A 24,850-nucleotide genomic window follows, 5' to 3' on the forward strand; every position below is an offset into this window, starting at 1 on the left:
TGTCAGCCACATATGTGTCCGGAGACAACAGATGCCCCATCCCGCGATATCAGCCAATCATGTTGCCGTGATCACCGGAGGCGCGTCCGGTATCGGACTTGCCGCGGCGACGCGGTTTGCCGCGGCCGGGATGAAGGTCTGCATCGCCGACCTCGGCGATGACAGGCTGAAGGGCGCTGCAACGAAACTGTCATCCGCGGCGCCGGGTGGCGCGGCCAATATCATGACCGCTGCGGTCGATGTCAGCCGCGCGGACGAGGTCGCAAGCCTCGAGGCCGCGGTCGCCAGAAAATTCGGCGGCACCGATATCCTGATGAACAATGCCGGCATCCAGCCCGGCAGCGCGATGTTCGGTCCATCAGACAATTGGCAGCGCATCCTTGGCGTCAATCTGTGGGGCGTGATCAACGGCACGCAGGCATTTGCTCCGAACATGATCAAACGCGGAAAGCCGGGGCTGATCATCAACACCGGCTCCAAGCAGGGCATCACCACGCCGCCGGGCGATCCCGCCTACAACGTCTCCAAGGCCGGCGTGAAGGCGTTCACCGAAGCGCTGCAACACGAATTGCGCAACACCGACGGCTGCAAGCTCACGGCGCATCTGTTGATCCCGGGCTTCGTCTTCACCGGGCTGACGGCGCGCGGCCGCACCGAGAAGCCGGCCGGCGCCTGGACGGCGGAGCAGACCGTCGACTTCATGATCGAGCGGCTCGACGCCGGAGACTTCTACATCCTCTGCCCCGACAACGACGTGCCGCGCGCGCTCGACGAACGGCGTATCCTGTGGGCCGCCGGCGATATCGTCGAGAACCGTCCACCGCTGTCGCGCTGGCACAAGGATTACGGCGACGCGTTTGCAGCGTTCGTGAAGGGGAAGTGAGAGCTACCGTCATTGCGAGGAGCGAAGCGACGAAGCAATCCATGGCACCGGATACGCGGAGGGATGGATTGCTTCGCTTCGCTCGCAATGACGAAGAAGCATCGTCGGCGTGGCCTAATTCGCCCGCACGCGGACCGGCGTCGCGGGCTGCGCCACCAGCGCTTCGCCGAGCTCGCTCTGCTGCGCGCGCGGGATCGAGAAGCACACGCTGAAGCCGTCCGATGTCTTCAGCGTCACCATGCCCTGGGCCGGATCGGTCGATTGCTCGATGGTCCAGGAATCCAGCGGATAGGCGTAGCGCAGCGTCTGGTCGCCGAAACGGGTCTGCAACGCCTTGCTGATCAGCCCGGGCAGCGTCATGACCAGCGCACCGACCTGGTTGATCGACAGGCGGATGGTTGCAGGCTCGCCCTTGCCGTCCACGAACCCCAGCGAGATGGCGCAGCCGTCGGGCGCGACCTCGCAGGTGGTGAGCTCCTGGGTTTCGATCTGCATGCCGGCACTCCGGATTATCGTTATATTCCATCCAATATATCGCGGAGACGACCAGCGTCCAGCCCCCAAAGTATAGCAGCCGCCGATCCGGAGCGGCTGCGCGCGGCGTTAGAATAGATTGAAGCCTGCGCTGTTCCGGTTGACGCCAGGCTGCCCGCCGCGAATAAATGAGCGTGAAGCCTGGGCCGATTTTTCGCCGCGATCTTTCCGAGAACCCGTTCATTTCGGCAGTGCGAAGCCCACGCTGGTTGGCCGTGGCGCCCTTGTTCCTGCCGTGATATACGTCAGAATATAGCGAGGCCCGCGAAGGGCCCGTTTGACCAGGGAGAGCAAAGCCTATGAGCGATTACAGTCTTCTCATCGACGGCAAGATGGTACCCGGCGACAGCACGATGCCGGTGCTCAATCCGGCGACCGAAGAGGTCGTGGCGCAATGCCCGCGCGCCTCCAAGGACCAGCTCGACAAGGCGGTCGCCGCCGCGAAGGCCGCCTACCCGGCCTGGGCCGCGACGCCGATGGACGAGCGCCGCAAGCTCGTGATCAAGATGGCCGAGGTGATCGAGGCCAACACCAACGAGCTCGCCCGCATCCTGACCAGCGAACAGGGCAAGCCGCTCGCGGATGCCACCGGCGAGGTGATGGGCATGGCCGGCTTCTTCCGCTATCTCGGCTCGCTCGATCTGCCGATGCGCGTGATCGAGAATTCCGGCGACCGCAAGGTCGAGGCCTATCGCCGCCCGCTCGGCGTGGTCGGCGCGATCATTCCCTGGAACTATCCGCTGCTGATCCTGGCATTCAAACTGCCGTCGGCGCTGCTCGCCGGCAACACCCTGGTGGTGAAGCCCGCGCCGACCACGCCGCTGGCCTCGCTGCGCTTTGCCGAGCTGGTCAAGGACATCCTGCCGAAGGGCGTGCTGAACTTCATCGCCGATGCCAACGACCTCGGCGATCACATGACCAAGCATCCCGACATCCGCAAGATCTCCTTCACCGGCTCGACCGCGACCGGCCAGAAGGTGATGGCGAGCGCATCGCAGACCTTGAAGCGGATCACGCTCGAGCTCGGCGGCAACGACGCCGGCATCGTGCTCGACGACGTCGATCCGAAGAAGGTCGCGCCCGGCATCTTCGAGGGCGCGTTCCAGAATTCCGGCCAGGTCTGCCTCGCCATCAAGCGGCTCTATGTGCACGAGTCGGTCTATGACGAGATCTGCAACGAGCTGGTCGCGATCGCGAAGAACACCGTGGTCGACGACGGCTCCAAGCAGGGCACCAAGCTCGGCCCGCTGCAGAACAAGATGCAGTACGAGAAGGTGAAGGCGTTCCTCGACGACGCCCGCAAGAACGGCAACGTGATCGCCGGCGGCGCCGCGATGGACCGTCCCGGCTACTTCATCGAGCCGACCATCGTGCGCGACATCAAGGAAGGCTCCAAGCTGGTCGACGAGGAGCAGTTCGGCCCGGTGCTGCCTGTGATCAAATATTCCGACAAGGATGACGTGATCCGCCGCGCCAACGCCACCACCTACGGCCTCGGCGCGTCGGTGTGGTCATCCGACATCAAGCGGGCGCACGAGATCGCGACCCAGATCGAGGCCGGCACGGTGTGGATCAACAAGCACCTCGACATGGCGCCGAACATCCCGTTCGGCGGCGCCAAGCAGTCCGGCATCGGCACCGAATTCGCCGAGGAAGGCCTCGCTGAATTCACCCAGTTGCAGATCATCAACGGCCCGCCGGCCGCCTGATCTTTCGAACATGCGGCCGCGACGCTTTGGAGCCCCCTTGGCGCTCCTTGGCACCGCGGCCGCCGCTCTCCTCCACAACGAACAGAGCCCATCATGTTCGACGCCCAATGCGACCTCGCCGCCCTGGTCTATGACGACAATGACGATCCCGATGCGGTGCTGCGCGCCTTCGCCGCTGACCTGAAGGCGCACGGCGCGCGCGTCGTCGGCATGGTGCAGACAGGCCAATGCGCGGATTCCAGCCTGTCCGCGGTGCTGGTCCATAGCGGCGAGACGCTGCTGCTGGCGCAGCCGCCGCGCGAAGGTGCTACCGGCTGCAAGCTCGATCTGTCGCGGCTGCAGGCCGCCGGCGTCCGCGTCGCCGACGCGCTCACCGAGGGCGCCGATCTCGTCATCGTCAACCGCTTCGGCAAGCGCGAGCGCGACGGCAAGGGCCTCGGCTTCGTGATCGAGCGCGCGCTCGATGCCGATATTCCGGTCGTGATCGCGGTGTCGCGCTCAAGCTTTGCGGACTGGATCAAGTTCGCCGGCGGCATGAGCGTGAAGCTCGCCTGCGACCGCCACGCGCTCGACGCCTGGTGGCGCAACGTCTCGCTGCGGACCGCGGCCCGGACGGCGCCGGATCACACCACGGTTTGCGAGGTCTTCAAGTAGACGCTATGCAATTCGTAGGATGGGTATCGCTTCGCTCCACCCACCCTACGCACTCCGCGCTATCGCCGTCATCCTGAGGTGCGAGCGAAGCGAGCCTCGAAGGATGCACGGCCCAGCTCGTGGCCGTCGATCCTTCGAGGGCCGCTGAAGAAGCGGCCACCTCAGGATGACGGGTTAAGATCGCAGGATGGGTTGGCTAACCCACCCAATGCAGTTGCGCCCAATCGCTCAGAGCGTTTCCTGCTTGTGGTCGCAGTTCTTGCAGGTGAACTTGACACGGGTCTGGCCCTTTTCCGCCTGCACCCGGTTCGGCGCGCCGCATTTGCCGCAGACGGCCTCGATCCGGGTGGTGCCCTGCTTGATGACCAGGTTCCGTTTTTCCATGGTCTCGCGGATCAGCCGTTCGGCCTCCTCGCGCAACGATTGCTTCGACATCATCCCACCGGTCATTGGTTTGCGGGCCGCCTCTTAGCACGGCGGCGTGAAGCTTTGACAGGGGGTACGTTCAGACAATCAACCGGTCCACCGGCAGCCGGAAATGCCGGGGTTTCAGCGGTTTCGACGGCCGGCCGATGCGGAACACGTTGACGAGGCGCAGATCCGCGCCGATCCGGCCGAGTTTTCGCAGCCGCTCGTTGAAGTCAGGATGATCCGATAACGCCGAGATCGGGCAGGCCGCAAAGCCGGCGCGATCGATCTCCAGCCAGCTGCGGTAGAAATGCCGTCCCGTCGTGAGTGGATCCTCACCGACCGGACGACAGAACAGCACGATCGCCGACGCCGACGCGGTCTTGGCGCTGTCGGCGAGCAGCGACGCAGCGAGGCCGAGACGGTCCAGCGGCCTGAACAGGCTGCCGAGCACGAAACCGGCAGCGGTGGCCTCGATGGCGTTCATGGCGAGTGCATCGCGGTTGAGCCCGTCAACCAGATAGCGCGGATGGCTCGGTGACAGCCGCATCCATTCGAGCAGCTCGGCCCGATAGTCGTCGCCGTGGACAAATGAGAATTCGGCCTGGTCGGCCCAACCGGCGATATCGGCAATCATCCGGCGATGATCGATGCAGATCAGATCGTCACGCGCGACAGCAAGTTGCGCCAGTGACGCGCCGTCATCCAGCGAGGCCACGAACTTGCCGCGCCATGACATGCGGCGTGTCACATGCCCGGCCAGCGGATCGGGCGCGACGCCCTGCCTGATCGCAAAGCTGCACAGCGCGGCAAATTGCGGCGACAGCGGCTGCTCGATCGTGGTCATGGCCGTGATGGCGAGACCGCGGCGGTTGAGCGCGAGGCTCATGCCCTCCAGCGCCGCGCCGTGCGACACCAGGACGTCATGCCCCGCGGGGTCGGCGACCGGCGCGCGGACGGCCGTCGCGTCGACCAGCGCCAGCCGGCCGTCATCGAGCAGCCGCCACCGCGTCGGCTGGATGTTGTGGACGCTCGGCGCCAGCCGCGCCTCCGCGACCAGCTCACGCAGCAAATCCGGCGTCAGCGCGCTCATGCCGCGGCCAGCCGCTTGGTGAACAGATGCAGCCGGTGCAGCGGCGTGGCGCCGGCCTTCTCGACCTGGCGCAGCGACGGGCCGTTGATGTCAGCGATCCAGGTGCCGCCGAGCGTGCGGTAGCCGGCCTCCTGCAACGCCAGCGCGGTGCGGTAGAGCATCGCGCCGTTGAGGCCGCGATTGTGCAGGTCGCGGCAGACCGACTGATAGATCAGCACGGCGCGGGTGTTCATCATGCGGTGCTGCACGAACCTGAACGGCGCCGTCAGCCCGATCCGGCCGCCGATCGCCTTGATCAGCGGGTTGAGGTCGGGGATCGCGATGATCGCGCCGGCGGGCCGGCCGCGGTGATAGACCACGGTCGAAATTCGCTTGTCGATGATCCACATCATGTCGCCGGCCTGGAACAGATATTCGGCGGCGGTCGGCGGCACGAACATCGGATTGTCGGCAAAGCCGTCGTTGAGGATCAGCCGCGCATCCTCCAGCCGCACTTTGAACGCGGAGCGCTTGATCGGCTGCCAGACGAAGTCCTTGTCGGCCAGCACCGCGCGCTGCTTGTCGCCGAGCAGTTGCTCCGGCTTGCCGCCGTCGAGCGATATCTCGAACGTCGTCATCGGGAAGGTCGCGGTGTAACCGGCGCGTTCGAGGTGCTGCGCGATATGCGGCGGCGACCACATCATGTCGGTGAACGGCGCATGGTCGAAGCCGTCGGTCATCACGCCGATCTGCTGCATCGCCGTGAGATTGAAATTGCCGGCGACCCGGCTCATGCCGCGCGCCGACAGCCACTGCTCGGCGGCGCGCAGCAGCGCATCGGCCACTTCGACGTCGTCGATACAGTCGAAGAAGCCGAACGCGCCGTGGCGGGTGCCGTGCTTGCGGTTCGAGGCATCGTGGATCGAGGCGGCGATGCGGCCGACCGGCCGTCCGTCGCGATGCGCCGAAAACAGCGCATAGCGGCCGTGGCCTTCGGTGACGAACGGGTTCTTCGCGGCATCGAACATCCGGTCGAAGTCGCTCCACAGCGGCGGCACGTAGAGGCTGTCGGGCCCATAGGCATTGAGCGCGGCGTCGAATGCCGCCCTGCGGTCGCCCTCGCGGATCTCTGTTGTCATTTGGCCTCCGGGGTCAATGCCAAGAGCCGCCGCACCAGCGCCAGCGCGGTTTCGGTGGCGGGATCGGCCGCGGTCACGGGGACGGCGAGCACGATGAGGTCGAGCGGATCGTGCGCGAGCACGATGACGTGCGTGGCATTGTTGGCGGTCATCAGCGAGACCATGCGCTCGGCGGCCGGATCGGCCGGCGCCAGCCCCCATGGCGCCTCGGACCGGCGCAGCACGCGTCTCGCCGAAAGGAAGTCGCGGAGCAGCGGCGGATCGTAAAGGCCGAGCTCGCTTTCGCGGAAGCGCCGCGCGCTCTCGAAGATCGGGTGCCGCGCGAGCTCGGCGATCAGTTGCTCCCGGGTTTGCGCCGGCGAAGACGCGACCGAGTTGAGGACGCCCGGCTCCTGCGATTCGAACAGCGCGCGCAGCGCGTCCGTCATCAGCCCGATGGTCAGGACGCCGGCGATCGCAACCGCGACGAAGCGGACCATCTGTGCCGCATCGACGTCAGGCGCCATGAAGGCGGCGGCAAGCCCGAGCAGGCCCGAAGAGATCAGCCGCAGCGCCATCATCGCAAGCCCATGCCGGCGCGTCTCGGCGCCGCCGCCGGCGATCAGCATCACGGTCACCGTGAGCAGCGCCCCCAGCGCGCCGAGCCGGACCGGAATGTCCGGAAACAGCGTGCGAAAATCGGTGAGGATGAACGGGATCACCACCAGCGCGCCGACCGCCATGCGGCCGATGCTGCGGTTCTCCGAGGCCATCAGCGCGGTGCGGTCGCGCGTCGCCAGCAGCAGCGCGCAGGTCGCAAAGCCCACGAGCTGGAACAGCGCCAGCGCGATCGCATAGGGCATCGCAAAGCGCTGCAGCCCGAACAGGCCGCCGAGCCCGAGCAGGATGGCGCCCGCGAGTGCTACGATCTTCACCGCGCGCGGCGCGTGCCGCCGCAGAATGCCCTCGGTGACGATCAAGGCGCCGAGCGGGATCAGCGCGGCCGGGATCACCGAGAGACGGTCGAGCACGAAGCTTCCCGTCCACCAGGCAAGGCCGCGGTCGAGGAACAGGGTCGCGATGACGCCGAGCGCGAGCAGCAGGCGGCGGGTCAGCGGGCTCCTTGGATCGCGCCGGTAGAACGTCATCATCGCCACCGCGACGCCGATGGCGCCGCAGAGATTGACGATGGAATCGGCGATCACCCCCGAGGTCATTTGCCGCTCGTCAACTCGTCGATGGCGCGGCGTACCAGCGGGCGCATCATAGCGGCCACCAGCGCATTGCGCGGCCTCTCGATCGCGGGCCGGTGCGGGTTGAGGAACCAGCCGCGGCAATCGGTGCCGGAGGTGCGGCCGAGGATCAGCGCGACCGCCTCATAGGCCATCAGCATGCCGGTCGAGATCACCATCGGCGCGAACGACATCCGGCTGCGGCGGCCGGCCGCGACTTCGCCGGCGATCGCGAGGTCGACATAGTTGCGCGACGAGGAATGCAGCATCACGTGCTCGATCTCGGCGCGCATCGCGGCGCGGCGGTCGTCCTCGGTGATCGCCTTCCAGTCCTTGCCTGTTGTCGGAAAGCCGAGGCGCTGCTCGGGCCGCGGATCGTGCGGGCGCACCACGATCACCGACGGCAGCGGCGACATATAGGCGTCGATCACGGTCGATTCCGCGGACTTGGCGGTCCGGTACAGATGCACGCCGGCGGCGATATCGTCCATGCCGTTGACGATGACCGGGCAACGCGCGGCAATCCCGGCGAGCTCGCTGGTCCAGTTCTCGCCGAGCACCTCGATCTCGATGGTCGGATTGATGCGCCTGGCGGCTTCGGCGGCGACTTCCGCCTTCTCGCGGCCGACCTCGTCGGCAAAGGCGAACACCTGGCGGTTGAGGTTGGAAACCTCGAACCGATCGATGTCGGCGATCACGAACTTGCCGACGCCGGCGCGCGCCAGCGCCATGAAGGCCGCGCCGCCCATGCCGCCGACGCCGCAGACGAACACCCGCGCCTGGCGCAGCAATTGCTGCTCATGCTCGTCGATGAAGCCGATGTTGCGGCCGGTGAAGGAGTAATAGTCGAAATTCATCGCACGGCCCCGTTATCCTGCTTGCGCGGCCGCAGCGTGCCGAAGGCGCGGCTGTCGTCCATCCAGTAGACCACCGGCAGCACCAGCCGCTGCAGCGCCAGCATCGCGGACGCCGCCAGCAGCGCCGGCAGCGAGCCCGAGGGCACCTCGCTCATGACATAGCGGCGCGCGCCGGCCAGATCGACGCGGCCGAGCTGCAACACATCGTCGCCGCGGCCGTAATCCAGCTCGCGCGCGCAGAACTCGTTGTAGATGGCGTCGCGATGTTTCGGCGCGATCTCAAAGGTCTTCTTCAGCGCGTCCGAGCCGCCGGTATAGGCATTGGTGATGACCGAACGCGCCTCGTCGAAGCCGGCCTCCTCGCCGACGCCGAACACCGCACGATGCCGCGCCATGATGCCGCGCGCGAGTTGCAGATGCGCAAAGCTCTGCCGCGCGCCCGGCAGCGGCGACGGAAACACGTCGGAGAAGGTGTCGCTGACCATGCCGACCACCGCCGGCACCTGGGTGACGTTGGAGATCCATTTCGGCCGCAACCCGTCGCGGGCGAACAGCACCAGCGCGGTCAGGCCGTAGAGCACCCAGGACAGCCCCTGCCCGCGCACATCGGGATCGACCATCACGAGGCCGAGATGGGTCACTTCGGTGGGCTCGCCGTCGAGCGGCACGTCCATCACCGACAGCGCGTTGAAGGCGATCGGCCGGCCGGTGTCTTCCTCCGATATCAAAGTGACGACGGCGCGCGACAGCCGCTCCGGCTCGCCGGAGAAAATGCCGTAGGTCAAACTCTCCTCGGGCAGCGTCTTGGCGGCGACGATGCGCAGCTGCTCGACCAGCGCGTCGAGCTCGACCTTCGGCAGCGACAGGCCTGGGGATTCGACGATGCGGGTGCGCTGACCGGCCTGGGTGCGCAATGTGAGATCGATGGTCGGCTGCGACAGCGCCTTCAGCCAGAAGCCGCCATGGCTGCACAGGCCGTCAAAGGCCGCGCGCGCCTTGGCAAGTCCTCTGGCAAGGCTGCTGCTGCCGCGCGAAGCGGGCGTTGGATTGTCCGTGGACGCCATTTCTCTGTCCCTCGGGCGCGATCTCTGCACTCGCCCCTGTTAAGGAGCCATGAGCGCAACCTGACGCTGTTTGCCGCAGGGTAAACAAGGCCTTCCGGAAACGGAACAGATTGGGTGTATGCGCCCGTAGCCTATCCACCCGTCATTGCGAGCTGAGCGAAGCTCGTAACGGCAGCGCGCTTGCTCCTTCACCGTCACCCTGAGGAGCGCGTAGCGCGTCTCGAAGGGTCGACGGCCCCGCTGGTGGCCGTGCATCCTTCGAGGCTCGCTCCGCTCGCACCTCAGGATGACGGGATATCCAGCGTCATTTGCTTCGTCGCTATCGCTCCTCGCACTGACGCCGGGATTCCCTGTCGCCGAAGGCGAAAGCAGCGGGTGAAAAGCACCCGCCGCTTCGTCCTGGCTCTGCCTCACGCTGCCTTGGAGACTTCCATCAGCAGGCGCTCGGCCTTGGCGTCCTCGATACGGTTCACGAACTTGCTGCTCTCGTAATTGTCGCGCACCGTCTTGGTCAGCGTGATGCAGGTCTGGATCAGCATCACGATGCCCATCGCGAGATAGCCCTGCATCCAGAGAGAGACCGGCAGGAAGAACACGCCGACGGCGACGAGGAAGGCGGACGCTGCGAAGGACACGTAGGTGAAGGTGACCCATGCGCTGCTGTGGGGTTGGATGGTCTGGTTCATGATCGTCTCCTTGATGATGATGTGGTTTGAAGGGATTTGGTTTGAGGCTTGTGGTTTCAGGCGGCCGGCGCGCGCTTGGCTTTCAGCCGCGCCAGCACGTCGTCGGCGGTCGATTTCATGCGCGGGCCAAAACCCTGCTCGGCGAGCCGCTCGGCGATGACGAGCGGTCCCGAGGCGGTATCGATCTCGAACAGCGCGTCGTCGGCCGCCTGGGCTTCGATCTGCCGCTCGCGCAGCCGCTTCAGCGTCGCCTCCGCTTCCGGCAGCGTCGACTCGTAGGGGCGCACCGCCTCGATGCCGCTCCGGCGCAGCGAGCGCACCGCTTCCGAGGCGCGGGCGAGGCGCCGGCCGCGATCGAGCTCGGCAATCCGCGCCTCGGCGTTGGCGACGTGGCGCTTCAGCCGGGTGATCTCGGTGGCGAACAGCGTGCGCGCGGTCATCGCGGCATCGCGTTCGGCTTCGAGATTGGCGATCGCCTGCGCGGCTTCGCGGGCGAGATCTTCCCGGCCGCCCTCGAGCGCCGCCGACGCGCGCACCTCGAGATCGGCGATCCTGGCGTTGGTGGCCTCGAGCCGCCGGCCTTCCTGCTGGTCGCCGGCGATGGCGAGCGCCAGGCTCCGTTTCGAGCGGTCGACGGCGGCGGCCGCATCGCGCATCTGCTGGTCGAGAACGACCAGTGCCGTCCGATCTTGCAGTTCTTCCTCGGCTGCCGCCACGCTGCCGCGGAAAATCGTCAAAACAGTTTTGAACATTTGGTCACTCCCTGTTATGAGCATCGCTCATGAATCTCTTGTACCACATACTGAGCAGCGCTCAAGAATTATTTGAGCAACGCTCAAGCATGTGGTTAACGATGGGTGAAATATGTCCAAAGCATTGGAACGACGTGCAAAACTGCGCGAGGCGCTGATCGAGGCGGCGGAACGGGCGATTGCGGCAAAGGGTCTCACCGGCCTGAAAACCCGCGAACTGGCCCAGGAAATCGGTGTCGCCAATGGCGGCGTCTACAATCTGGTGGAGGATGTCGACGAGCTGATCCTGCGCGTCGGCTCACGCACGCTGGCCCGGCTGGACGCCTCGCTGTCGCTGGCCGAGATCGGCGGATCGGCGGCGCCGCGCGAGATGCTGGTGCGGATCGCCGTCGCCTATTGCGACTTCGCCGCCGACAATCTCGAACTGTGGCGCGCGCTGTTCGAGCACCGCATGCAGCCCGGCAAGCCGGTGCCGGAATGGGCGATCACCGAGCAGATGGAATTGTTCCGCCACATCTACAAGCCGCTCGCCGCGTTGTTTCCGCAGCGCTCGCCGGCGCAGCTCGGCGTCACCGCGCGCAGCCTGTTCTCCGCCGTGCACGGCATGGTCGCGCTCGGGCTGGAGCACAAGCTGATCGCGGTGCCGATCGGCCAGCTGCGCAGCGAGATCGCGACATTGACGCGCGCGATGGTCGACGGGCTGACGGCGAAGAAAGAGTAGGCCACGACCCGCAGATGCCCCGGAAAGCAATGGATGTTCGGCAACGTAGCTGAACAGCAGCATTCCCGTTGATGTCGTCTTGCGTTGCCATTGGCGGCCCCTGCGGTGCGTCGGCCCTTCCTTCGAGCGGGCGCTTGGGGAAGTGCGGATCGCGACCCAGTTCGCTTCGGCCGTCGGCCACGCTCGCCGTGGCATAAACGAACGCAAGGGAGCCGGCCATGCGATTTCCGACCCAACACGGAGTAATCTTCGACCACACCGTTCGCAATCTGCACGCCCGCCTCTGGCGTTAGCGAAGCACGAGCCTTGCCAATACGGCAACCAACTCGCTCTGCCGGGCGACACCCACTTTCGAGAACACGCGTTTGAGCACGGTGCGGGCCGTATCTTCCGTGATTCCCAGCCGCTCCGCGGCCTCTTTGGGCGGCAGACCCGCCCCGACAAGGGCCGCCATCCGCGCTTCTCCCAGCGTCAGCTTGAGCACGTCGCGGACGACGGCCGGATCGGCCGGCTCATCAAGCTTCTGCTCGATCGCGAGCACGATGGCGCGGGTATGAGTGAGAAATTGTTCGGCGAGGCTGACACGTGGCTTAACCGGCAGCAGGTAAACCACCAGTCGACGGTCCCGTCCGGTGGAATGAACGAGGATAGGCTTCGGGTCGCCGATCAGCTCACGCGGATCTCCGCGAAGCGTGCGCGCGACGACCTCGTCGATCGATTCACGCACAACGCCAGAACCGATACGCAACTGTTCCTTCACGAGCTGAAGTTCGTCCCCGAGCATCTGCTGCCCGGCCGGATTGGAGAACACGACCCGTCCCAGCGTGTCCAGCGCGAAGACGCCTATCCCGATCCGGGCCAGCGCTTCACCCAGTCCCAACTTCGCCAGTTCGGCATCCAGCAGCCGGATCGAAAGACGCAGCGATTTCTCGATATGGCGTCCGATGCGGCGCAACGTTCCGAGTTCGGCATCGGAATACTCGGCACGACCCGCAGGGCGTTGCATGCTGAGGATGACGCCGACATGTGGGTCGGGCGATACCGCGATGCATCCGAATGCGCCGAGACCGTGGCTTGCCCTGAATTGAACGAAGAAGGGATCGCTCTCAAGCTCGCGTCGTGACAGGACATGCCGGTTCGTGAATGGCTCGCCGTTGAAGAAATAGCCGCGCTCCACCGCCCGGTTCGCTGCAGTATCTCGGCTCGTCCAATTTATCTCGTAGTCTTTTTGCGCCGCAGCCAGCCTCTCGGAAACGATGGTGCCGTAGTGCCCGTCGTCGCGTTGCCAAAGCAACACTCCACCGACATCTCCGAAGAAATCTGCGATCGCCCCCAGCGCCTGCGGCCACTGCAATGGATCCGGGGCAGCATCGTAGATGGCTTCGACGGCCTTCAGGAGGCGGCCTTCCGATGGGACCGAACTCACGAGAAGCGCACCCAGATGGGACAGCGTTCCCCGATCGAAACCAAAGCCTCTCCACCAGACGTGGCTCGAGCCAATTCGAGCAGCTTCATTTTTGTCCCCCGGTGAGCAACCGCACCCACACCAAAGAAGCAACTCAACCGTCAGCGAAGTTGCTCACGAACGACATACCACAAATGGGGGATGCGCTGAGCTGGACATCTCCCAAGAATGCGCTCAGCTCGCATAGTCAACCGCAGAATTCGCTAGAATTGCATGGTTCATCAACCGATCGAACACTCCAGAATTTCGCGGGTTCATGCCAGATTGGGTGAGGCGGCGGTCGATCCGGGCAGGTGGGGAGACCTGCTGGAAGAAATGTGCCGCGCCGTCGGCGCGGAGGGAGCCAGTCTCAGACAAGCCGGAGTTCGAACTTCGGACGTCCCCTATACCGCTTCAATGGAAGACCTGACCAAGGTCTACTTCAAGGAAGGCTGGCATCTTAGGGACATCCGCGTCCCGCGCGTCCAGAGTCTGTTCGCCTCTTCCCGTCCGATGGCGCCTGCCTTCTGCGACTCGGACATGTTCAGCTACGACGAGATGCGCCAACTGTTCCGCAACGATGGTTATTTCAACGACTTTCTGCGGCTCGGAAAGCTGAAATGGGGAGGCTGGATTCGATTCCAGGTCATGGGACAACCTTGGCTGATCGCTTTTCAGCGGACAGAAGTTCAAGGGCCATACGAACCGGGCGACATGCTTCGCCTGTCGCCGCTTGCGCAGACCCTGACCGAAGTTGCGGACTTATCGGCCGCCGTCGGACGCTCAGTTCTGACCGGCGTGTTGGACGGTTTGCAGTTGGTACGACAGCCCGCCCTGGCCCTGGACCGTAACGGTCTCGTCCTGGGCATCAATTCAGGCGCCGATGCAGTCTTCGACCGCGATTTTCGGGTCTCCAACTCCCGCCTATTCATCCGCGACGGAAAGGCACGTAGGGCGCTCGAACACATAACGTCGGACGCCGCGGCCGAAACGGAGCACCATCCGCGAACGAAAATCCGTGCGGAAAATGTGATCGCTGCCAAGCGCGAGACCAAGAAACCCGTTCTGATGAAGCTGCTACCGGTCCATGGAGCGGCGAGCGTCCCCTTTCTCGGCGCAAAATTCATCCTCACGTTGACAGACTTGGAGGCCACTCCAAGAGTGTCTCCCGACATCATCGCGCAGGTGCTTCGTTTGACCTCGGCCGAAGCCAGAGTTGCCTCGATGGTCGCGGTCGGTTCATCCCCCGAAGTGATTGCGGCCGAGCTGAAAGTCTCGCGGGAAACCGTGCGCAATCAGATCAAGGCAATCTTCGTCAAGACGAGGACCCACCGCCAGAGTGAACTCGCCGCGTTGGTGTCTCGGCTCTAAAGCATGATCCGGAAAAGTGGAAACCGGTTTTCCGAAAAGATCATGCTCAAACAAAGAGATGAGATCATGATGCGATTCCATGGAAACGCATCATGATCTAGCGAACGCCAGCGCGCCGCCCCTCACGGCTCCATCGTGTAGGCGCGCCCGGGTTCGAGCGCGTAGATCGTCAGGAAGCGTAGCGGCCGCTCCGGGTCGCAATTGCGAAACAGCGTGTGCGGGACATCAGCGCGATCCTGCAAGGTCTCGCCTGCCCGATATCGTCGCGGCGCCTCATCGCCATAGGCGGACTCGGCGGTGCCTTCGACGATGAAGATGACGCCGCCGACCGGATGCTTGTGCAGCGGAGCAACCCCGCCGGGCGGATAGGTCACCTCGGCAACGACGAGCTCGCGGTGATCCCCGGGCAGCGCGAGACGCTCGAGGGTCTTGCGCGTGACGCCGGCAAAGCCGGCCTGCTGGGCGTTTGCCTGGTTGCCTTCAGCCATGGGAACCCTTCCTCATCATGCGAACGAACGCGTCCCGATCGGATCGGGCTGCGATGACTATGGCGGCGCACGCACGACGCAACAAGCGCCCAAGCATTTCAACACATGTCACACGGGTGAGGCGAACCGGCGAGACGAAGCCCTTGCCACCCCTGCTCCCACGTTGCAGGATTCCCGCGCCGAGAACCTTCAGCAGTGGGCCTTGCATGAAAACGAGTATCGTCACGACGCGGGCGTCCGGGATCGCCGGCCTGGCGCTCATCCTTGCGGCATCAAGTGTCACGCCGGCGCGGGCGGCGCAGGCCGCGCCGGAATGCTCGATGTCGGTGACATTGGCGGATTGGGGCGAGAATTCGACCGGCGATATCGACGTCGCCTCGGGCGAGAGCTGCCAGATCCCGATCGGGATCCGCGGCACCGTGACGGATTCGGCGATCTCGCAAAAGCCGGCCTATGGCAAACTGAAGAAGATCAACGCATCGACTTTCGAGTACCGGGCGAAGGCCAAGTACAAGGGCAGCGATACGTTTGCCATCAAGGCGACCGGCCAGGGGCCGAAGGCTTCCGGCACCTCGGTCATCACCGTGCATGTGACGACCAAGTAACCGCCGCGCGCCGCATACGCGCGGCGCGCGACCAATGCGGGCTATTACGCCGGCCGCGCGCCGGTGCGGATGATCGACCCGACATGCTGGCCGCGCAGCGCCGCGGTGAGCCGGCCGGGAACCAGGCCGTTCACGACCTGCACGCGCTCGATGTGCCGCGCATTGGCCATCACCTCGAGCAGCGCAGGATCGAACGGCAGCGTGCCCTTCAGCTTGGCGAGGTCGGCGAGACTGGCCTCGCGCAGCAGCTGCGCGGTCTTGCCATTGGGACCGTTCGGATCGTCGGTGTAGACGCCATCGACGTCCTCGACGATGGTGAGCCCAGCGGCGCCGAGTGCATCGGCGAGCAGGAACGCGCCGGTGTCGGCCCGATGCAACGGGATGCGCGAGTTCGGAAACTCGTGATGGTGATAGGGTGGAAACGCGCTGCCGACCACCGCGCGAGATGCGGAGAGATGGATCGCGAGCTGGCTCGCGATGGTCGGATGCTCGATATAGGACACCCCCTCCGGCGCGAGCAGGCAGCCGAGGATATGGCCGTTCTGCCCGGCCTCGCTCGCGGCGAGCGGCTGAAGCGAGCCGACCGGCAGGCCGAGGTCGAGGCCGACGCTGTAGAGATGACGGGCGCGGATGCCGGCGCCGGTCAGGATCAGCAGCCGATGCTCCGGCAGCAGTGCACGCAGCTCGTCGACGATCGGCAGGATCGCCTCATGGCCGCGATCCATGATCGAGCGGCCGCCGATCTTCACCACCTGCACCCAGGGCAAAAGGGGGATCGGACGTCCGCCGGCGACGGGACGGGTGAGATCGCTGTCGAGCAGGGTCTGGCGCGCGAGCGGCGAAGCGACGTGCTTGATGGTGTCATCCATGGTCGTGTCTCGCTCAGTTCGCAGTGATGATGGTGCCGACATGCTCGCCCGCGAGCGCGCGGGTGAGATTGCCGGGGACGAGGCCGTTGACGACCTGCACCTGGCGGACATGGCGCGCGGTGGCGAGCAGATCGAGCACCGGGAATTCGAGGATCGAATCCTGCAATCCCTTGGCCTTCATCTCGGCGACCGAGATCTTCGGGATGAAGGTGGCGCCCTTCGAGGTCTTCGGGTTCGCGGTGTAGAGGCCGTTCTCGTCCTTCACATAGATCATCGCCTTGCAGCCGAACTGCTCGGCGACCAGGAAGCATCCGGCGTCGGTGCGATAGGGCGGGATCATGCCCTCGGCGGCCGGCCGCATCCACAGTCCGTAAGGCGGCATGCCGCTGAAGATCACCGCGTTCACCTCGGCGAGATAAAGCGGCACGGCCGACAGCCCGGCGCCGCTCACCGCGGAGATGCCGTGCTTGGCCAAGAGCTGGCCCAGCATCACGGCGTTCTGATCGGCGACCGAGGCGCCGAGTTGCGAGAGCACGCCGGCCGGCAGCCGCAGCCCGGCCGCGATCGAGTAGAGGTGGCGCGCGCGGGTGCCTGCGCCGGTCCCGATCAAGAGCTTGTGCGCCTTGCGGGCGGCGACGATCTCGTCGACCAGCGGATAGACGGCGGCGCGGCCGCGGTCGATCACGCTCTGGCCGCCGATCTTGATCACCGTGGCGTCCGGCAGGATCCGGAAATCCGATGCCGCATCCGCCGCAGCCAAAAGCTGCGGATCGGTCAGCGACCGCTGCATCAGGAGCGCTTCAAGCTCCGCCGTCGTGTTCGCCATGAGAAACGTCCTTTCTCCAATGCGCCTGGCATTGCTTCCGTCAGCCCCGCGACATCCGAACCGGTCTCCACCGGCGGCGCGCAGCGGCCTGCATTCGAATTGCACTGGTAGCGATAGTCCGGGCCGGTCTCAAGATGCAATGGCAATGATGCCGCGCGGCGCCGGGACGCCGATGACCTAACGTCAGGCAATCACGCGAGTATTCCGGGAGTGCAAACCGGCGCGAGACGCGGTCAGGCAAATCGAATGGCGATGTCTTCGAGCGGAATGCCGGCAGCTTTGGCAGTCCAACGCTCACCGGGCTTGACCGGCATCGGCAGCGTCAGGGTCCCGGTGGAGATCACCTCGCCCGCGCCCAGCGGTGGGTTGTGCGGGTCCTTTGCCAGCAATTCGACCAGATGGCGCAGCGCCTGCAACGGACTGTCGAGCACGAGCGCGCCGCAGCCGCGCTGCACGGTCTTGCCGTCGCGCTGAAGTTCGGCCTCGAAGCTGGCCAGCTCACGCTGCCAGGCGTCCTTGCGCGGCGCGATCGCGTGGCGGGTTCCAATCAGCAACGCCCCATGCACGCCATTGGCGGCCACCGTGTCGGCAGCCGCGAATTTCCAACCGGGGAAGATCGATTGCACGATCTCATAGCCGAGCGCGACCCATTCGATGCAATCGAGCAATGCGTCGTCGCGCATGGACGGCGATGGCGACGTGCCGATGCCGAACATGATCTCCGGCTCGATGCGGGGTTCGGACAAGCCATCCAGGCTCATCACCTGCACGTCCACGAGCTGGCGCGTGGTACGGCTGGTGGCATATCCCCACACCGGCGAGGCGACGCCGTAGGTCTGCCACATCTGACGATTGGTGAAGCCGATCTTGCGGCCGGTTATTCGCTCGCCGCGGGCTTCAAAAGCCGCGCGAAGCAGCGGCGTGACCTGGTAGGCCTCGGCCAGTGTGATGCCGCCGGGCCTGGAGGAAAATGTCGGGATTTGGGAATGATTGTCCAGCGAGGCGATGACCTCTCTGGCAACCGCTTCGATCTTCGCGGGCACTTTCATGCGTGATGTCTACACCGGCGCGCGGACAGCGTCCAATTGACGGCGGCAGCCCCGCGACAAGAGGGCCTTCCTTTTTGCTCGCCGCCGGTGTTTCCTCTATCGCGGGCGGAGAACGGGCATGCGGGGATCGCTGGGAGAGAAGATCGGCGCGGGCGTCTTCGCCGATGTCCACGCCTGGGCGCCCAGTCAGGTCATCAAGCTGTCCAAGCCAGGTATCCCGCAGTGGGTCGTCCAGCACGAGACGCAAATGACCCGCGCTATCTTCGCCGCCGGCGGCCCAGCGCCGGAGGTGCTCGGCGAAGTCATCCTGGACGGGCGCTTCGGCATCGTGCTGCCGCGGTTCGATGGGCCGACCCTGTTGCAGGCTACGCGCACCGGCGCCATCACGCGTGAACAAGCCGGCGCAATCCTTGCGACGCTCTGCCTTGGCGTTCACAAGACGCGACCGCCACCGGGCGCATTCTCGCTGCGCGAGGCGATGGACGCCAGATTGCGGTTCGCCGGCAGCGTGCTTCCGGAGCGCATCACCACCGGCGTCCTCGCGCTGATCGAGCACCTCGCGCCCGATGACGTGCTGTGCCATTCCGATCTTCACCCCGGCAACGTGATCATGACGGCGCAGGGTCCGAGACTGATCGACTGGCTCGGCGCGGCGCGTGCGCCCGCCGCCTACGAGATGGCACAGTGCCACGTCCTGATTGCCGAGCTTGGCCCTGAACACGCCGACGATCCGGAGCGGGCCACGATCAATTCGGCTTTGCAGACGGAGTATGCGCGGCTCGTCGGCATCACCCCTGCGGCGCTGACGGCGGCGATGCAGCCCTATTTGCCGATCGCCCGCGTCTTCCTCCTGCTCGGCGGGGCCATGCCCGACATGCATGAGCGGCTGATCCAGCGCGTCGAGGCGGCCCTGCGCTCGGAAGGTTGAATTGTCTTGGTCGTGAGTCCGGTCGCGTCCTAGTTCGGCGTGAAGATGACCTTGCCCTTGAATGCCGCCGCCTGCGCGATCGCCTGCGAGAAATCCTCCAGGCCATAGGTCCCGACAACAGGCGCGCTGATCGCACCTGACGCGACCATCGGCACGAGGTGATCGTACATCGTCGCCAATGCTTCATCCGACGCCGTCTTGCCCCAATGGCCGAGCCAGAAGCCGCGCACCGACACCTCGTTGAAGATCACGCTCAAGGCCGAGCCCGAGAACGGCTGTCCGCTCATCGCGCTGTAGATGACCAACACGCCTTTCGGTGCCAGGCAGTTCATCAGGTTCAAGGCCGACGATCCGCCGACCACGTCGAGCGCGAGCTGGATCGGCGCCTTGCCGGTTTCCCTGGCGACGCGCTTGGCGAGATCGGGCCCGTCGACCAGCACGATGTCGCCGCCGGCCGATTTAACCTCGTCCACGACCTCCTCGCGGCGGACGATGTTGACCGTCTTGAGCCCGAGCGATTTGGCGATGGCGATCACCGCGCGCGCCGTCGCCGAGTTGGCGCCGTTCTGGATCACCCAGCCGCCGCGCGGGAGCTTCACAAAATCGGTCAGCAGCAGATAGGCAGTCGCTGGATTGACGCCGATCATGGACAGCTGCCGCACATCGGCATCGTTGGGCAGCGGCCGTTGCCATGACGGCGTGAACCTGACCCGTTCGGTCCAGGTCGGGACCGTGAATGGAATCAGCGTGCGGTCGCCCTCCCTCAGATTCTTGACCTGCGATCCCGCGGCCACCACCCGCCCGACGCCCTCGATCCCGAGTGTGGCGGGCGGCGCCGGCAGATAGCCGTAGCGTCCGGCCATGATCATGAAGTCCGAATTGTTGATCGGCGCGGCCTCGACCGCGACCACCACCTCGTTGGGGCCGGGGCTGCCCACGTCAGCCACCTCGTTCAGCTTCACCACGTCTGCCGGACGTCCGAACGCAACAACCTGAACTGCCTTCATGACACGCTCTCCCGATTCCATTATGTACTTTTAAGTACAGAACTTAACGTACGTCAATGGGCCGAAGCGCCTTCACGGCAAGGTGAGAGCTTCACATCGGACGCGAGAGTACATAAAACATCGGTATGGCAAGGCCGCGCAGCTTCGATCCGGATGACGTCCTGGAAATCGCCCGTCAGGTATTCTGGCAGAAGGGCTTTCAGGCGGCCTCGCTCGACGAGATCACGGCGGCGAGCGGCATCGCCAAGCCCAGCCTCTATGCGGCCTTCGGCGACAAGCACGCGCTGTTCCTGCGCGTGCTGGACCGCTATCACGACGGCATCCTCGGCTGGGCCGAGCGCACCCTGGCGCAGCCGGGGCCGGCGCGCGAGGCGATCAGGCAGTGGCTCACCGGCTTCATCCCCTATTGCTCGGGTGAGAAGGGACAGCGCGGCTGCCTGTCGATCAATTCGGCGACCGACGGCTCGCTCGATCAGGCCGCGCTCCGCAAGAGCATCGAGCGCTACAACCGGCGGCTCGAAGAGCTGCTGTGCACGCGGCTGCGTGCCGACCGCGCCCAGTTCAAGAAGGGCTTCGACCCCGACATCACCGCGCACACGGTGATGGTGGTGCATGCCGGACTGATGGCGCTCGCGCACCAAACGCCGGATTCGAAGCAGGTGAAGGCCGTAATCGACCAGGTCATGAGCCTGCTGGCCTGATTTTTTTTTTGCGGTCCGGGCTTTCCAAATGCATTCCGCGCACCTCTCACGAACGTGATTATATGACGTATATCATACTATTGACGTTTGGAACCCGATGACCATTTCCGGATTGGCCTGACATGGGCGCCCGGAACTGGGAACCAGATGAACAAATCATGTTTGCGTATGGCGCTCACAGTGCTTACCGCCCTGCTATCGATACCGGCGATCGGTCCGGCCCGGGCCCACGACCATCAACATCCCGAACTCAACGGCTGGTATGAGAGCCTGCACAGCGGCAAGGGACCCTGCTGCGACGGCAGCGACGCCAAGCGCGTCGATGACGCCGATTGGGACACCAAGGACGGCCATTATCGCGTGCGCCTCGAGGGCGAATGGGTTGACGTTCCCGATGAGGCCGTCGTGCCCGGACCAAACCGCGCCGGCCACACAGTGGTCTGGCCGTATTACCTGAACGGTCACCCGAGGCCGCGCTGCTTCATGCCGGGCAGCATGGGCTGAGCAGGCACATCGGCGCGCGGCGCGAGCCCGGCGATCAGAGATCGAGCTGGATCCGATCGCCGCCCTCCGCCTCCGGCTTCGCCGGCACCGCACAGCAGATCAAGACCTCATCATCCGCCACCTCGGCAGTCGGCTCCTTCACATAAGTGACCGCACCCGCCTGCAATCTGGTCCGGCAGCTTCCGCAATTGCCTTCCCGGCAGCTGAACGCGGGGCTGAGGCCACGCGCTTCCGCCAGTTCGAGCAGCGTGCCGGACTCCGGCGTCCAGCGCGCTTCCTTCATCGATGCGGTGAAGGCAACCGGCACCGACGTGGTCGCGGGCGGGCGGCGCGGCGGTGCAGCCATGGCGACGTCCGGCTTCCGTACCAGCGATGACGGACCGAACGCTTCTGTGTGAATCCTGCCGTCGGCGATGTTGTAACCGCGCAGGGCGTCATAGAGCGACTGGGTGAACTGCGGTGGCCCGCACAGATAGAAGTCGTAGTCGTTGAACGGCAGCAGGCGCGACAGCAGCGCCATGTCGATCCGTCCCGCGGCGTCATAGTCGGTGCCCTGCTCGGCGCCATCGACATCACTGAGCACGCGGATGACGCGCACCGCGCCACCGGCGGCGTCAGCGAGTTGCCGCAGTTCGTCATCGAACGCGCGGTCCGCTTTCGCATGCGCGGCCTGGAACAGGAATGTCGGCCGGATGCCGCGGGTACGCAGTCCCTCATAGACCACGTGGCGCAGCATCGCGAGCATCGGCGTGATGCCGACGCCGCCGGCGAGCAGCACCGCCGGCCGCTTCTCGCGCGCATCGATGGTGAAGCCACCGGCCGGCGCGCGCGCTTCGATGATGTCGCCCACATGGACGTTGTCGTGGAGATGCTGCGACACCAGGCCGTCGCGCTTCACGCTGATGCGGTACATGCCGTCCGACGGCGCGACGGACAGCGTGTAGGTGCGAATGACCGGCTTGCCGGACCCGGGCAATGAGACGCGGATCGGCAGATGCTGTCCGGCCTGATGTCGCAGCCGCCCTGCCCCGTCGTCCGGCTGCAGATGGAACGAGCGGATCGAACGGCTCTCGTCGACAATCTTCGTGACCTTGAACGGGCGCCATTGCGTGGCGCGCTCGGTTGCCCGAATCCGGTCTGCGGCCTGCGCCCAGTCGCCGGTCATCAGCGCATTCGGCGACCAGCCCTCGGCCCGGAACGCCCAGCGCAGCGGCAGCGCGCCGCGCCGGCTCACCACGCGGCGGGCGCGGAAGCTCCACAGCCGTTCAGCGCCCTGAAATGCCGCGATCTCGGGCGAGTCGAGAATGACCTCGGCATCACCGGTCAGTTGCAGCATGTCGCCGGTTTCGAAATCGACGAACGCCAGCCCGGCCTTGCCGTTGACGAGGATGTTGCCGAGCGTGTTGAAGAACAGGTTGCCGGCAAAATCGGGGATCGTCAGCGTGCCGTCGTCGGCGACGCGAACGAAACCGGCTCTGCCGCCGCGATGCGAGACGTCGACCTGGCGACGATCCTCGCGCTCGGCATAGGACGCCACGAAGAACGTATCCGCCGCCGCGATCATGTCGCGCGCGGCCTGATCGAGCGCCGTGCTCGTCTCGATCTCTCCGGTGAACGGTTGATCCGGCTCGCGCACGAAGGCGAAATCCCGCAGCTGGATGTATTGCGGGCAGTTGCCGAAGCTCTGGTCGAGTTCGAAGCTGAGCGCCCTGGCCGACGATGCACGGAGCAACCCGTTCGCGCGGTTGCGACGCCGCGTGTGCAATTCTATGCCCAGCAATGCGATGGCGTCGCCGTCACGCATGCCTTCGCCGACGGGATCGCTGGGATCGGGCTGCGCGTCGATCTCGAGGCTGCGCGGCGTCGGCGAGGCAATGAAGCCGGGCCGGCCGGCCAGCAGCGAGGCCCACGCGTCGCCGCTGTGGTCGACGCTGCCGACGACGATGAAAGGAATCTGCGCGAAGAACTCGCGATGCTGGTCGGGCATGAAATCGCGCACCGCGCGCTGGCCGACGGCCGCCATCTTCTCGAGAACGCCGGCCTTCTGCTGGATCGCCGTCTCGCCGGCGTGCCAGGTCGGAAGCTTACTCTTGGTTCGCCTGTCGCTCATCTCGTCGCCCTCCCTTCCCGGGATTGGACGGGCGTGCCCGAGAGGCACGCCGGTCACTACGTCACGCAGCCGCCGACAGACCCACGGGGGTCTTGGCGAAGGGCACGAAGCCCGGCAGCGCCTCGATCCGGCGCAGGAACGCGTTGACGCGCGCATAGGCGGAGAGATCGACATTGCCTTCGGGCGCGCTCGACAGGTAGCTGTAGAGTGCGACATCGGCGATCGTCGGCTGCGCGCCGACCAGCCAATCGCGATCGGCGAGATGGGCCTCGAGCCGCTTCAGCAGCAGATGCGCCCGCGCGATCACTTCCTCTGAATCGCGCTTCGCGCCGAATACGGTGATGAGCCGCGCCGCGGCGGGACCGAACGCGAGATCGCCGGCGGCAACCGACAGCCAGCGCTGCACGGCCGCGGCGCCCTTGGCATCCTGCGGCAGCCAGTCGATGCGGCCGAGCTTGGTCGCGAGATAGACCAGGATCGCGTTGGAGTCGGAAATGATGGTGCCGTCATCGTCGAGCACCGGCACCTGGCCGAACGGATTGAGCGCGAGGAATTCCGGCGTCTTCTGCGCGGCGGACTTGAGGTCGACGTCGATCAGTTGGTGCGGGATGCCGAGCAGGGACATGAACAGCCGGGCGCGATGCGCATGGCCGGAGAGAGCAAAATGATAGAGCTTCATGGTGCCGTTCCTGATGTCGTGGACGGGCTGATCCCGACCGCGACCTCAAGATGGCGCATTGCAGCGATTATTATAATTCCCGCCGCCTGAACTTCATTATTGCATATATCGCAATTATTGGCACGTCACGGCCGTGGCGGAGATGAACGAACGCGCGTCCGTCAAACCTCGACGATCACGTAATTGTCCTCGATGTGCACCGGGAAGGTCTCGGCGACATACGGCCCCTTCTGCAACTCCGCGCCGCTTTCCACCGCGACCGGATAGGAGCGGATCCTGAACCGGTTCGGATCGAACCACGACTGGCCGTTGCGCATGTCGAATTCCCAGCCGTGCCACGGACAGCGCAGCATCTCGCCGACGCGGTCGCGCTGATAGACGCCGGGCTCCGGCGAGGTCAGGCGCGCGACGCAGGCCGCCTTCTCCAGCGGCGCGCCCTCATGCGGACAGCGATTGAGCAGCGCGAAGAACTCGCCATTGACGTGGAACACGACGATGTCGCGGCCCTCGAGGCCGAACACCTTGTTGCCGCCGGCTGGAATCTCGCTGGTGCGCGCGACGATGTGACGGGTCATCGGA

Annotated in this window: 27 protein-coding genes; 9 read left to right on the forward strand and 18 right to left on the reverse strand. The window is 65.5% G+C overall.

The annotated features are described in order from the left end of the window. Positions 1-31 precede the first annotated feature (31 nt). On the forward strand, positions 32-883 hold the full coding sequence (locus BI327_RS30690) for an SDR family NAD(P)-dependent oxidoreductase (RefSeq protein ID WP_076865010.1): 852 nt from the start codon (positions 32-34) through the stop codon (positions 881-883). A gap of 114 nt (positions 884-997) precedes the next feature. Here BI327_RS30690 and BI327_RS30695 read toward each other — a convergent pair whose 3' ends face one another. Beyond that, a complete protein-coding gene (locus BI327_RS30695; RefSeq protein ID WP_076865011.1) occupies positions 998-1,378 on the reverse strand; it encodes a hypothetical protein in 381 nt (126 codons plus the stop codon). Between the two features lie 338 nt (positions 1,379-1,716). Between BI327_RS30695 and BI327_RS30700 the strand changes: the two genes are divergently transcribed. Both BI327_RS30700 and BI327_RS30705 read left to right on the forward strand, forming a co-directional pair. Continuing rightward, positions 1,717-3,126, forward strand: a complete 1,410-nt coding sequence (locus BI327_RS30700; protein ID WP_076865012.1) for an aldehyde dehydrogenase family protein — start codon at positions 1,717-1,719, stop codon at positions 3,124-3,126. A 93-nt stretch (positions 3,127-3,219) separates the two neighbouring features. Continuing rightward, positions 3,220-3,780, forward strand: coding sequence for a DUF2478 domain-containing protein (locus BI327_RS30705; protein WP_076865013.1), 561 nt, complete (start codon positions 3,220-3,222; stop codon positions 3,778-3,780). A 228-nt stretch (positions 3,781-4,008) separates the two neighbouring features. Here BI327_RS30705 and BI327_RS30710 read toward each other — a convergent pair whose 3' ends face one another. From BI327_RS30710 to BI327_RS30745, 8 genes are all read right to left on the reverse strand, one after another. Next, on the reverse strand, positions 4,009-4,215 hold the full coding sequence (locus BI327_RS30710) for a hypothetical protein (RefSeq protein ID WP_035651034.1): 207 nt from the start codon (positions 4,213-4,215) through the stop codon (positions 4,009-4,011). 70 nt (positions 4,216-4,285) lie between these two features. Continuing rightward, positions 4,286-5,281, reverse strand: coding sequence for a hypothetical protein (locus BI327_RS30715; protein ID WP_076865014.1), 996 nt, complete (start codon positions 5,279-5,281; stop codon positions 4,286-4,288). Continuing rightward, positions 5,278-6,399 carry a GNAT family N-acetyltransferase gene (locus BI327_RS30720; protein WP_076865015.1) on the reverse strand — a complete coding sequence of 374 codons (1,122 nt, stop codon included), beginning with the start codon at positions 6,397-6,399 and terminating at the stop codon, positions 5,278-5,280. The genes BI327_RS30715 and BI327_RS30720 overlap by 4 nt, the downstream gene beginning before the upstream one ends. After that, complete coding sequence (locus BI327_RS30725) at positions 6,396-7,595, reverse strand: hypothetical protein (protein WP_076865016.1); 1,200 nt, start codon at positions 7,593-7,595, stop codon at positions 6,396-6,398. The genes BI327_RS30720 and BI327_RS30725 overlap by 4 nt, the downstream gene beginning before the upstream one ends. Beyond that, on the reverse strand, positions 7,592-8,467 hold the full coding sequence (locus BI327_RS30730) for a HesA/MoeB/ThiF family protein (protein ID WP_076865017.1): 876 nt from the start codon (positions 8,465-8,467) through the stop codon (positions 7,592-7,594). Before BI327_RS30730 ends, BI327_RS30725 begins: the two co-directional genes overlap by 4 nt. Then, positions 8,464-9,531, reverse strand: a complete 1,068-nt coding sequence (locus BI327_RS30735; RefSeq protein WP_210191238.1) for a hypothetical protein — start codon at positions 9,529-9,531, stop codon at positions 8,464-8,466. Before BI327_RS30735 ends, BI327_RS30730 begins: the two co-directional genes overlap by 4 nt. A gap of 410 nt (positions 9,532-9,941) precedes the next feature. Further along, entirely contained in the window at positions 9,942-10,217 is a 276-nt protein-coding gene (locus BI327_RS30740; protein WP_076865018.1) for a YiaA/YiaB family inner membrane protein, read from the reverse strand. A 56-nt stretch (positions 10,218-10,273) separates the two neighbouring features. Beyond that, entirely contained in the window at positions 10,274-10,969 is a 696-nt protein-coding gene (locus tag BI327_RS30745) for a PspA/IM30 family protein (protein WP_076865019.1), read from the reverse strand. 112 nt (positions 10,970-11,081) lie between these two features. On the opposite strand from BI327_RS30745, the gene BI327_RS30750 reads away from it, so the two are divergent. Further along, positions 11,082-11,690 (forward strand): TetR/AcrR family transcriptional regulator, encoded by a 609-nt coding sequence (locus tag BI327_RS30750; RefSeq protein WP_076865020.1) that lies wholly within the window; start codon positions 11,082-11,084, stop codon positions 11,688-11,690. Between the two features lie 289 nt (positions 11,691-11,979). Here BI327_RS30750 and BI327_RS30755 read toward each other — a convergent pair whose 3' ends face one another. After that, positions 11,980-13,116, reverse strand: a complete 1,137-nt coding sequence (locus BI327_RS30755) for a helix-turn-helix transcriptional regulator (protein WP_076865021.1) — start codon at positions 13,114-13,116, stop codon at positions 11,980-11,982. Between the two features lie 252 nt (positions 13,117-13,368). Here BI327_RS30755 and BI327_RS30760 point away from each other — a divergent pair, with 252 nt between their 5' ends. Beyond that, complete coding sequence (locus BI327_RS30760; RefSeq protein WP_083742269.1) at positions 13,369-14,505, forward strand: helix-turn-helix transcriptional regulator; 1,137 nt, start codon at positions 13,369-13,371, stop codon at positions 14,503-14,505. A 122-nt stretch (positions 14,506-14,627) separates the two neighbouring features. Here BI327_RS30760 and BI327_RS30765 read toward each other — a convergent pair whose 3' ends face one another. Next, positions 14,628-14,993: a cupin domain-containing protein gene (locus BI327_RS30765; RefSeq protein WP_076865023.1), complete on the reverse strand. Its 366-nt coding sequence runs from the start codon at positions 14,991-14,993 to the stop codon at positions 14,628-14,630. A gap of 206 nt (positions 14,994-15,199) precedes the next feature. On the opposite strand from BI327_RS30765, the gene BI327_RS30775 reads away from it, so the two are divergent. Beyond that, entirely contained in the window at positions 15,200-15,598 is a 399-nt protein-coding gene (locus BI327_RS30775) for a hypothetical protein (protein WP_245334988.1), read from the forward strand. Positions 15,599-15,642: 44 nt separating this feature from the next. Here BI327_RS30775 and BI327_RS30780 read toward each other — a convergent pair whose 3' ends face one another. The 3 genes from BI327_RS30780 to BI327_RS30790 form a co-directional block, all read right to left on the reverse strand. Then, the gene (locus BI327_RS30780) at positions 15,643-16,467 is read right to left on the reverse strand and encodes an amino acid kinase family protein (protein ID WP_076865025.1); all 825 of its coding nucleotides are present in this window, start codon (positions 16,465-16,467) and stop codon (positions 15,643-15,645) included. 13 nt (positions 16,468-16,480) lie between these two features. Beyond that, positions 16,481-17,293, reverse strand: coding sequence for an amino acid kinase family protein (locus BI327_RS30785; RefSeq protein ID WP_076865026.1), 813 nt, complete (start codon positions 17,291-17,293; stop codon positions 16,481-16,483). A gap of 233 nt (positions 17,294-17,526) precedes the next feature. Next, positions 17,527-18,342 (reverse strand): 2-keto-4-pentenoate hydratase, encoded by an 816-nt coding sequence (locus BI327_RS30790; RefSeq protein WP_076865027.1) that lies wholly within the window; start codon positions 18,340-18,342, stop codon positions 17,527-17,529. 118 nt (positions 18,343-18,460) lie between these two features. Between BI327_RS30790 and BI327_RS30795 the strand changes: the two genes are divergently transcribed. Next, positions 18,461-19,270 (forward strand): phosphotransferase, encoded by an 810-nt coding sequence (locus BI327_RS30795; protein ID WP_076865028.1) that lies wholly within the window; start codon positions 18,461-18,463, stop codon positions 19,268-19,270. A 29-nt stretch (positions 19,271-19,299) separates the two neighbouring features. On the opposite strand, the gene BI327_RS30800 is transcribed toward BI327_RS30795, so the two are convergent. Continuing rightward, complete coding sequence (locus BI327_RS30800) at positions 19,300-20,277, reverse strand: zinc-dependent alcohol dehydrogenase family protein (protein WP_076865029.1); 978 nt, start codon at positions 20,275-20,277, stop codon at positions 19,300-19,302. 125 nt (positions 20,278-20,402) lie between these two features. Here BI327_RS30800 and BI327_RS30805 point away from each other — a divergent pair, with 125 nt between their 5' ends. Then, positions 20,403-20,978: a TetR/AcrR family transcriptional regulator gene (locus BI327_RS30805; RefSeq protein ID WP_076865030.1), complete on the forward strand. Its 576-nt coding sequence runs from the start codon at positions 20,403-20,405 to the stop codon at positions 20,976-20,978. 168 nt (positions 20,979-21,146) lie between these two features. Beyond that, positions 21,147-21,482 (forward strand): hypothetical protein, encoded by a 336-nt coding sequence (locus tag BI327_RS30810; protein WP_089025643.1) that lies wholly within the window; start codon positions 21,147-21,149, stop codon positions 21,480-21,482. A gap of 34 nt (positions 21,483-21,516) precedes the next feature. Here BI327_RS30810 and BI327_RS30815 read toward each other — a convergent pair whose 3' ends face one another. From BI327_RS30815 to BI327_RS30825, 3 genes are all read right to left on the reverse strand, one after another. Next, complete coding sequence (locus tag BI327_RS30815) at positions 21,517-23,592, reverse strand: FAD-binding oxidoreductase (protein WP_076865032.1); 2,076 nt, start codon at positions 23,590-23,592, stop codon at positions 21,517-21,519. A gap of 61 nt (positions 23,593-23,653) precedes the next feature. Beyond that, on the reverse strand, positions 23,654-24,271 hold the full coding sequence (locus BI327_RS30820; RefSeq protein ID WP_076865033.1) for a glutathione S-transferase family protein: 618 nt from the start codon (positions 24,269-24,271) through the stop codon (positions 23,654-23,656). Positions 24,272-24,432: 161 nt separating this feature from the next. Further along, a complete protein-coding gene (locus BI327_RS30825; protein ID WP_076865034.1) occupies positions 24,433-24,846 on the reverse strand; it encodes a Rieske (2Fe-2S) protein in 414 nt (137 codons plus the stop codon). Positions 24,847-24,850: the final 4 nt, after the last annotated feature.

This window comes from Bradyrhizobium mercantei (assembly GCF_001982635.1).
GTDB classification, from domain to species: Bacteria; Pseudomonadota; Alphaproteobacteria; order Rhizobiales; family Xanthobacteraceae; genus Bradyrhizobium; species Bradyrhizobium mercantei.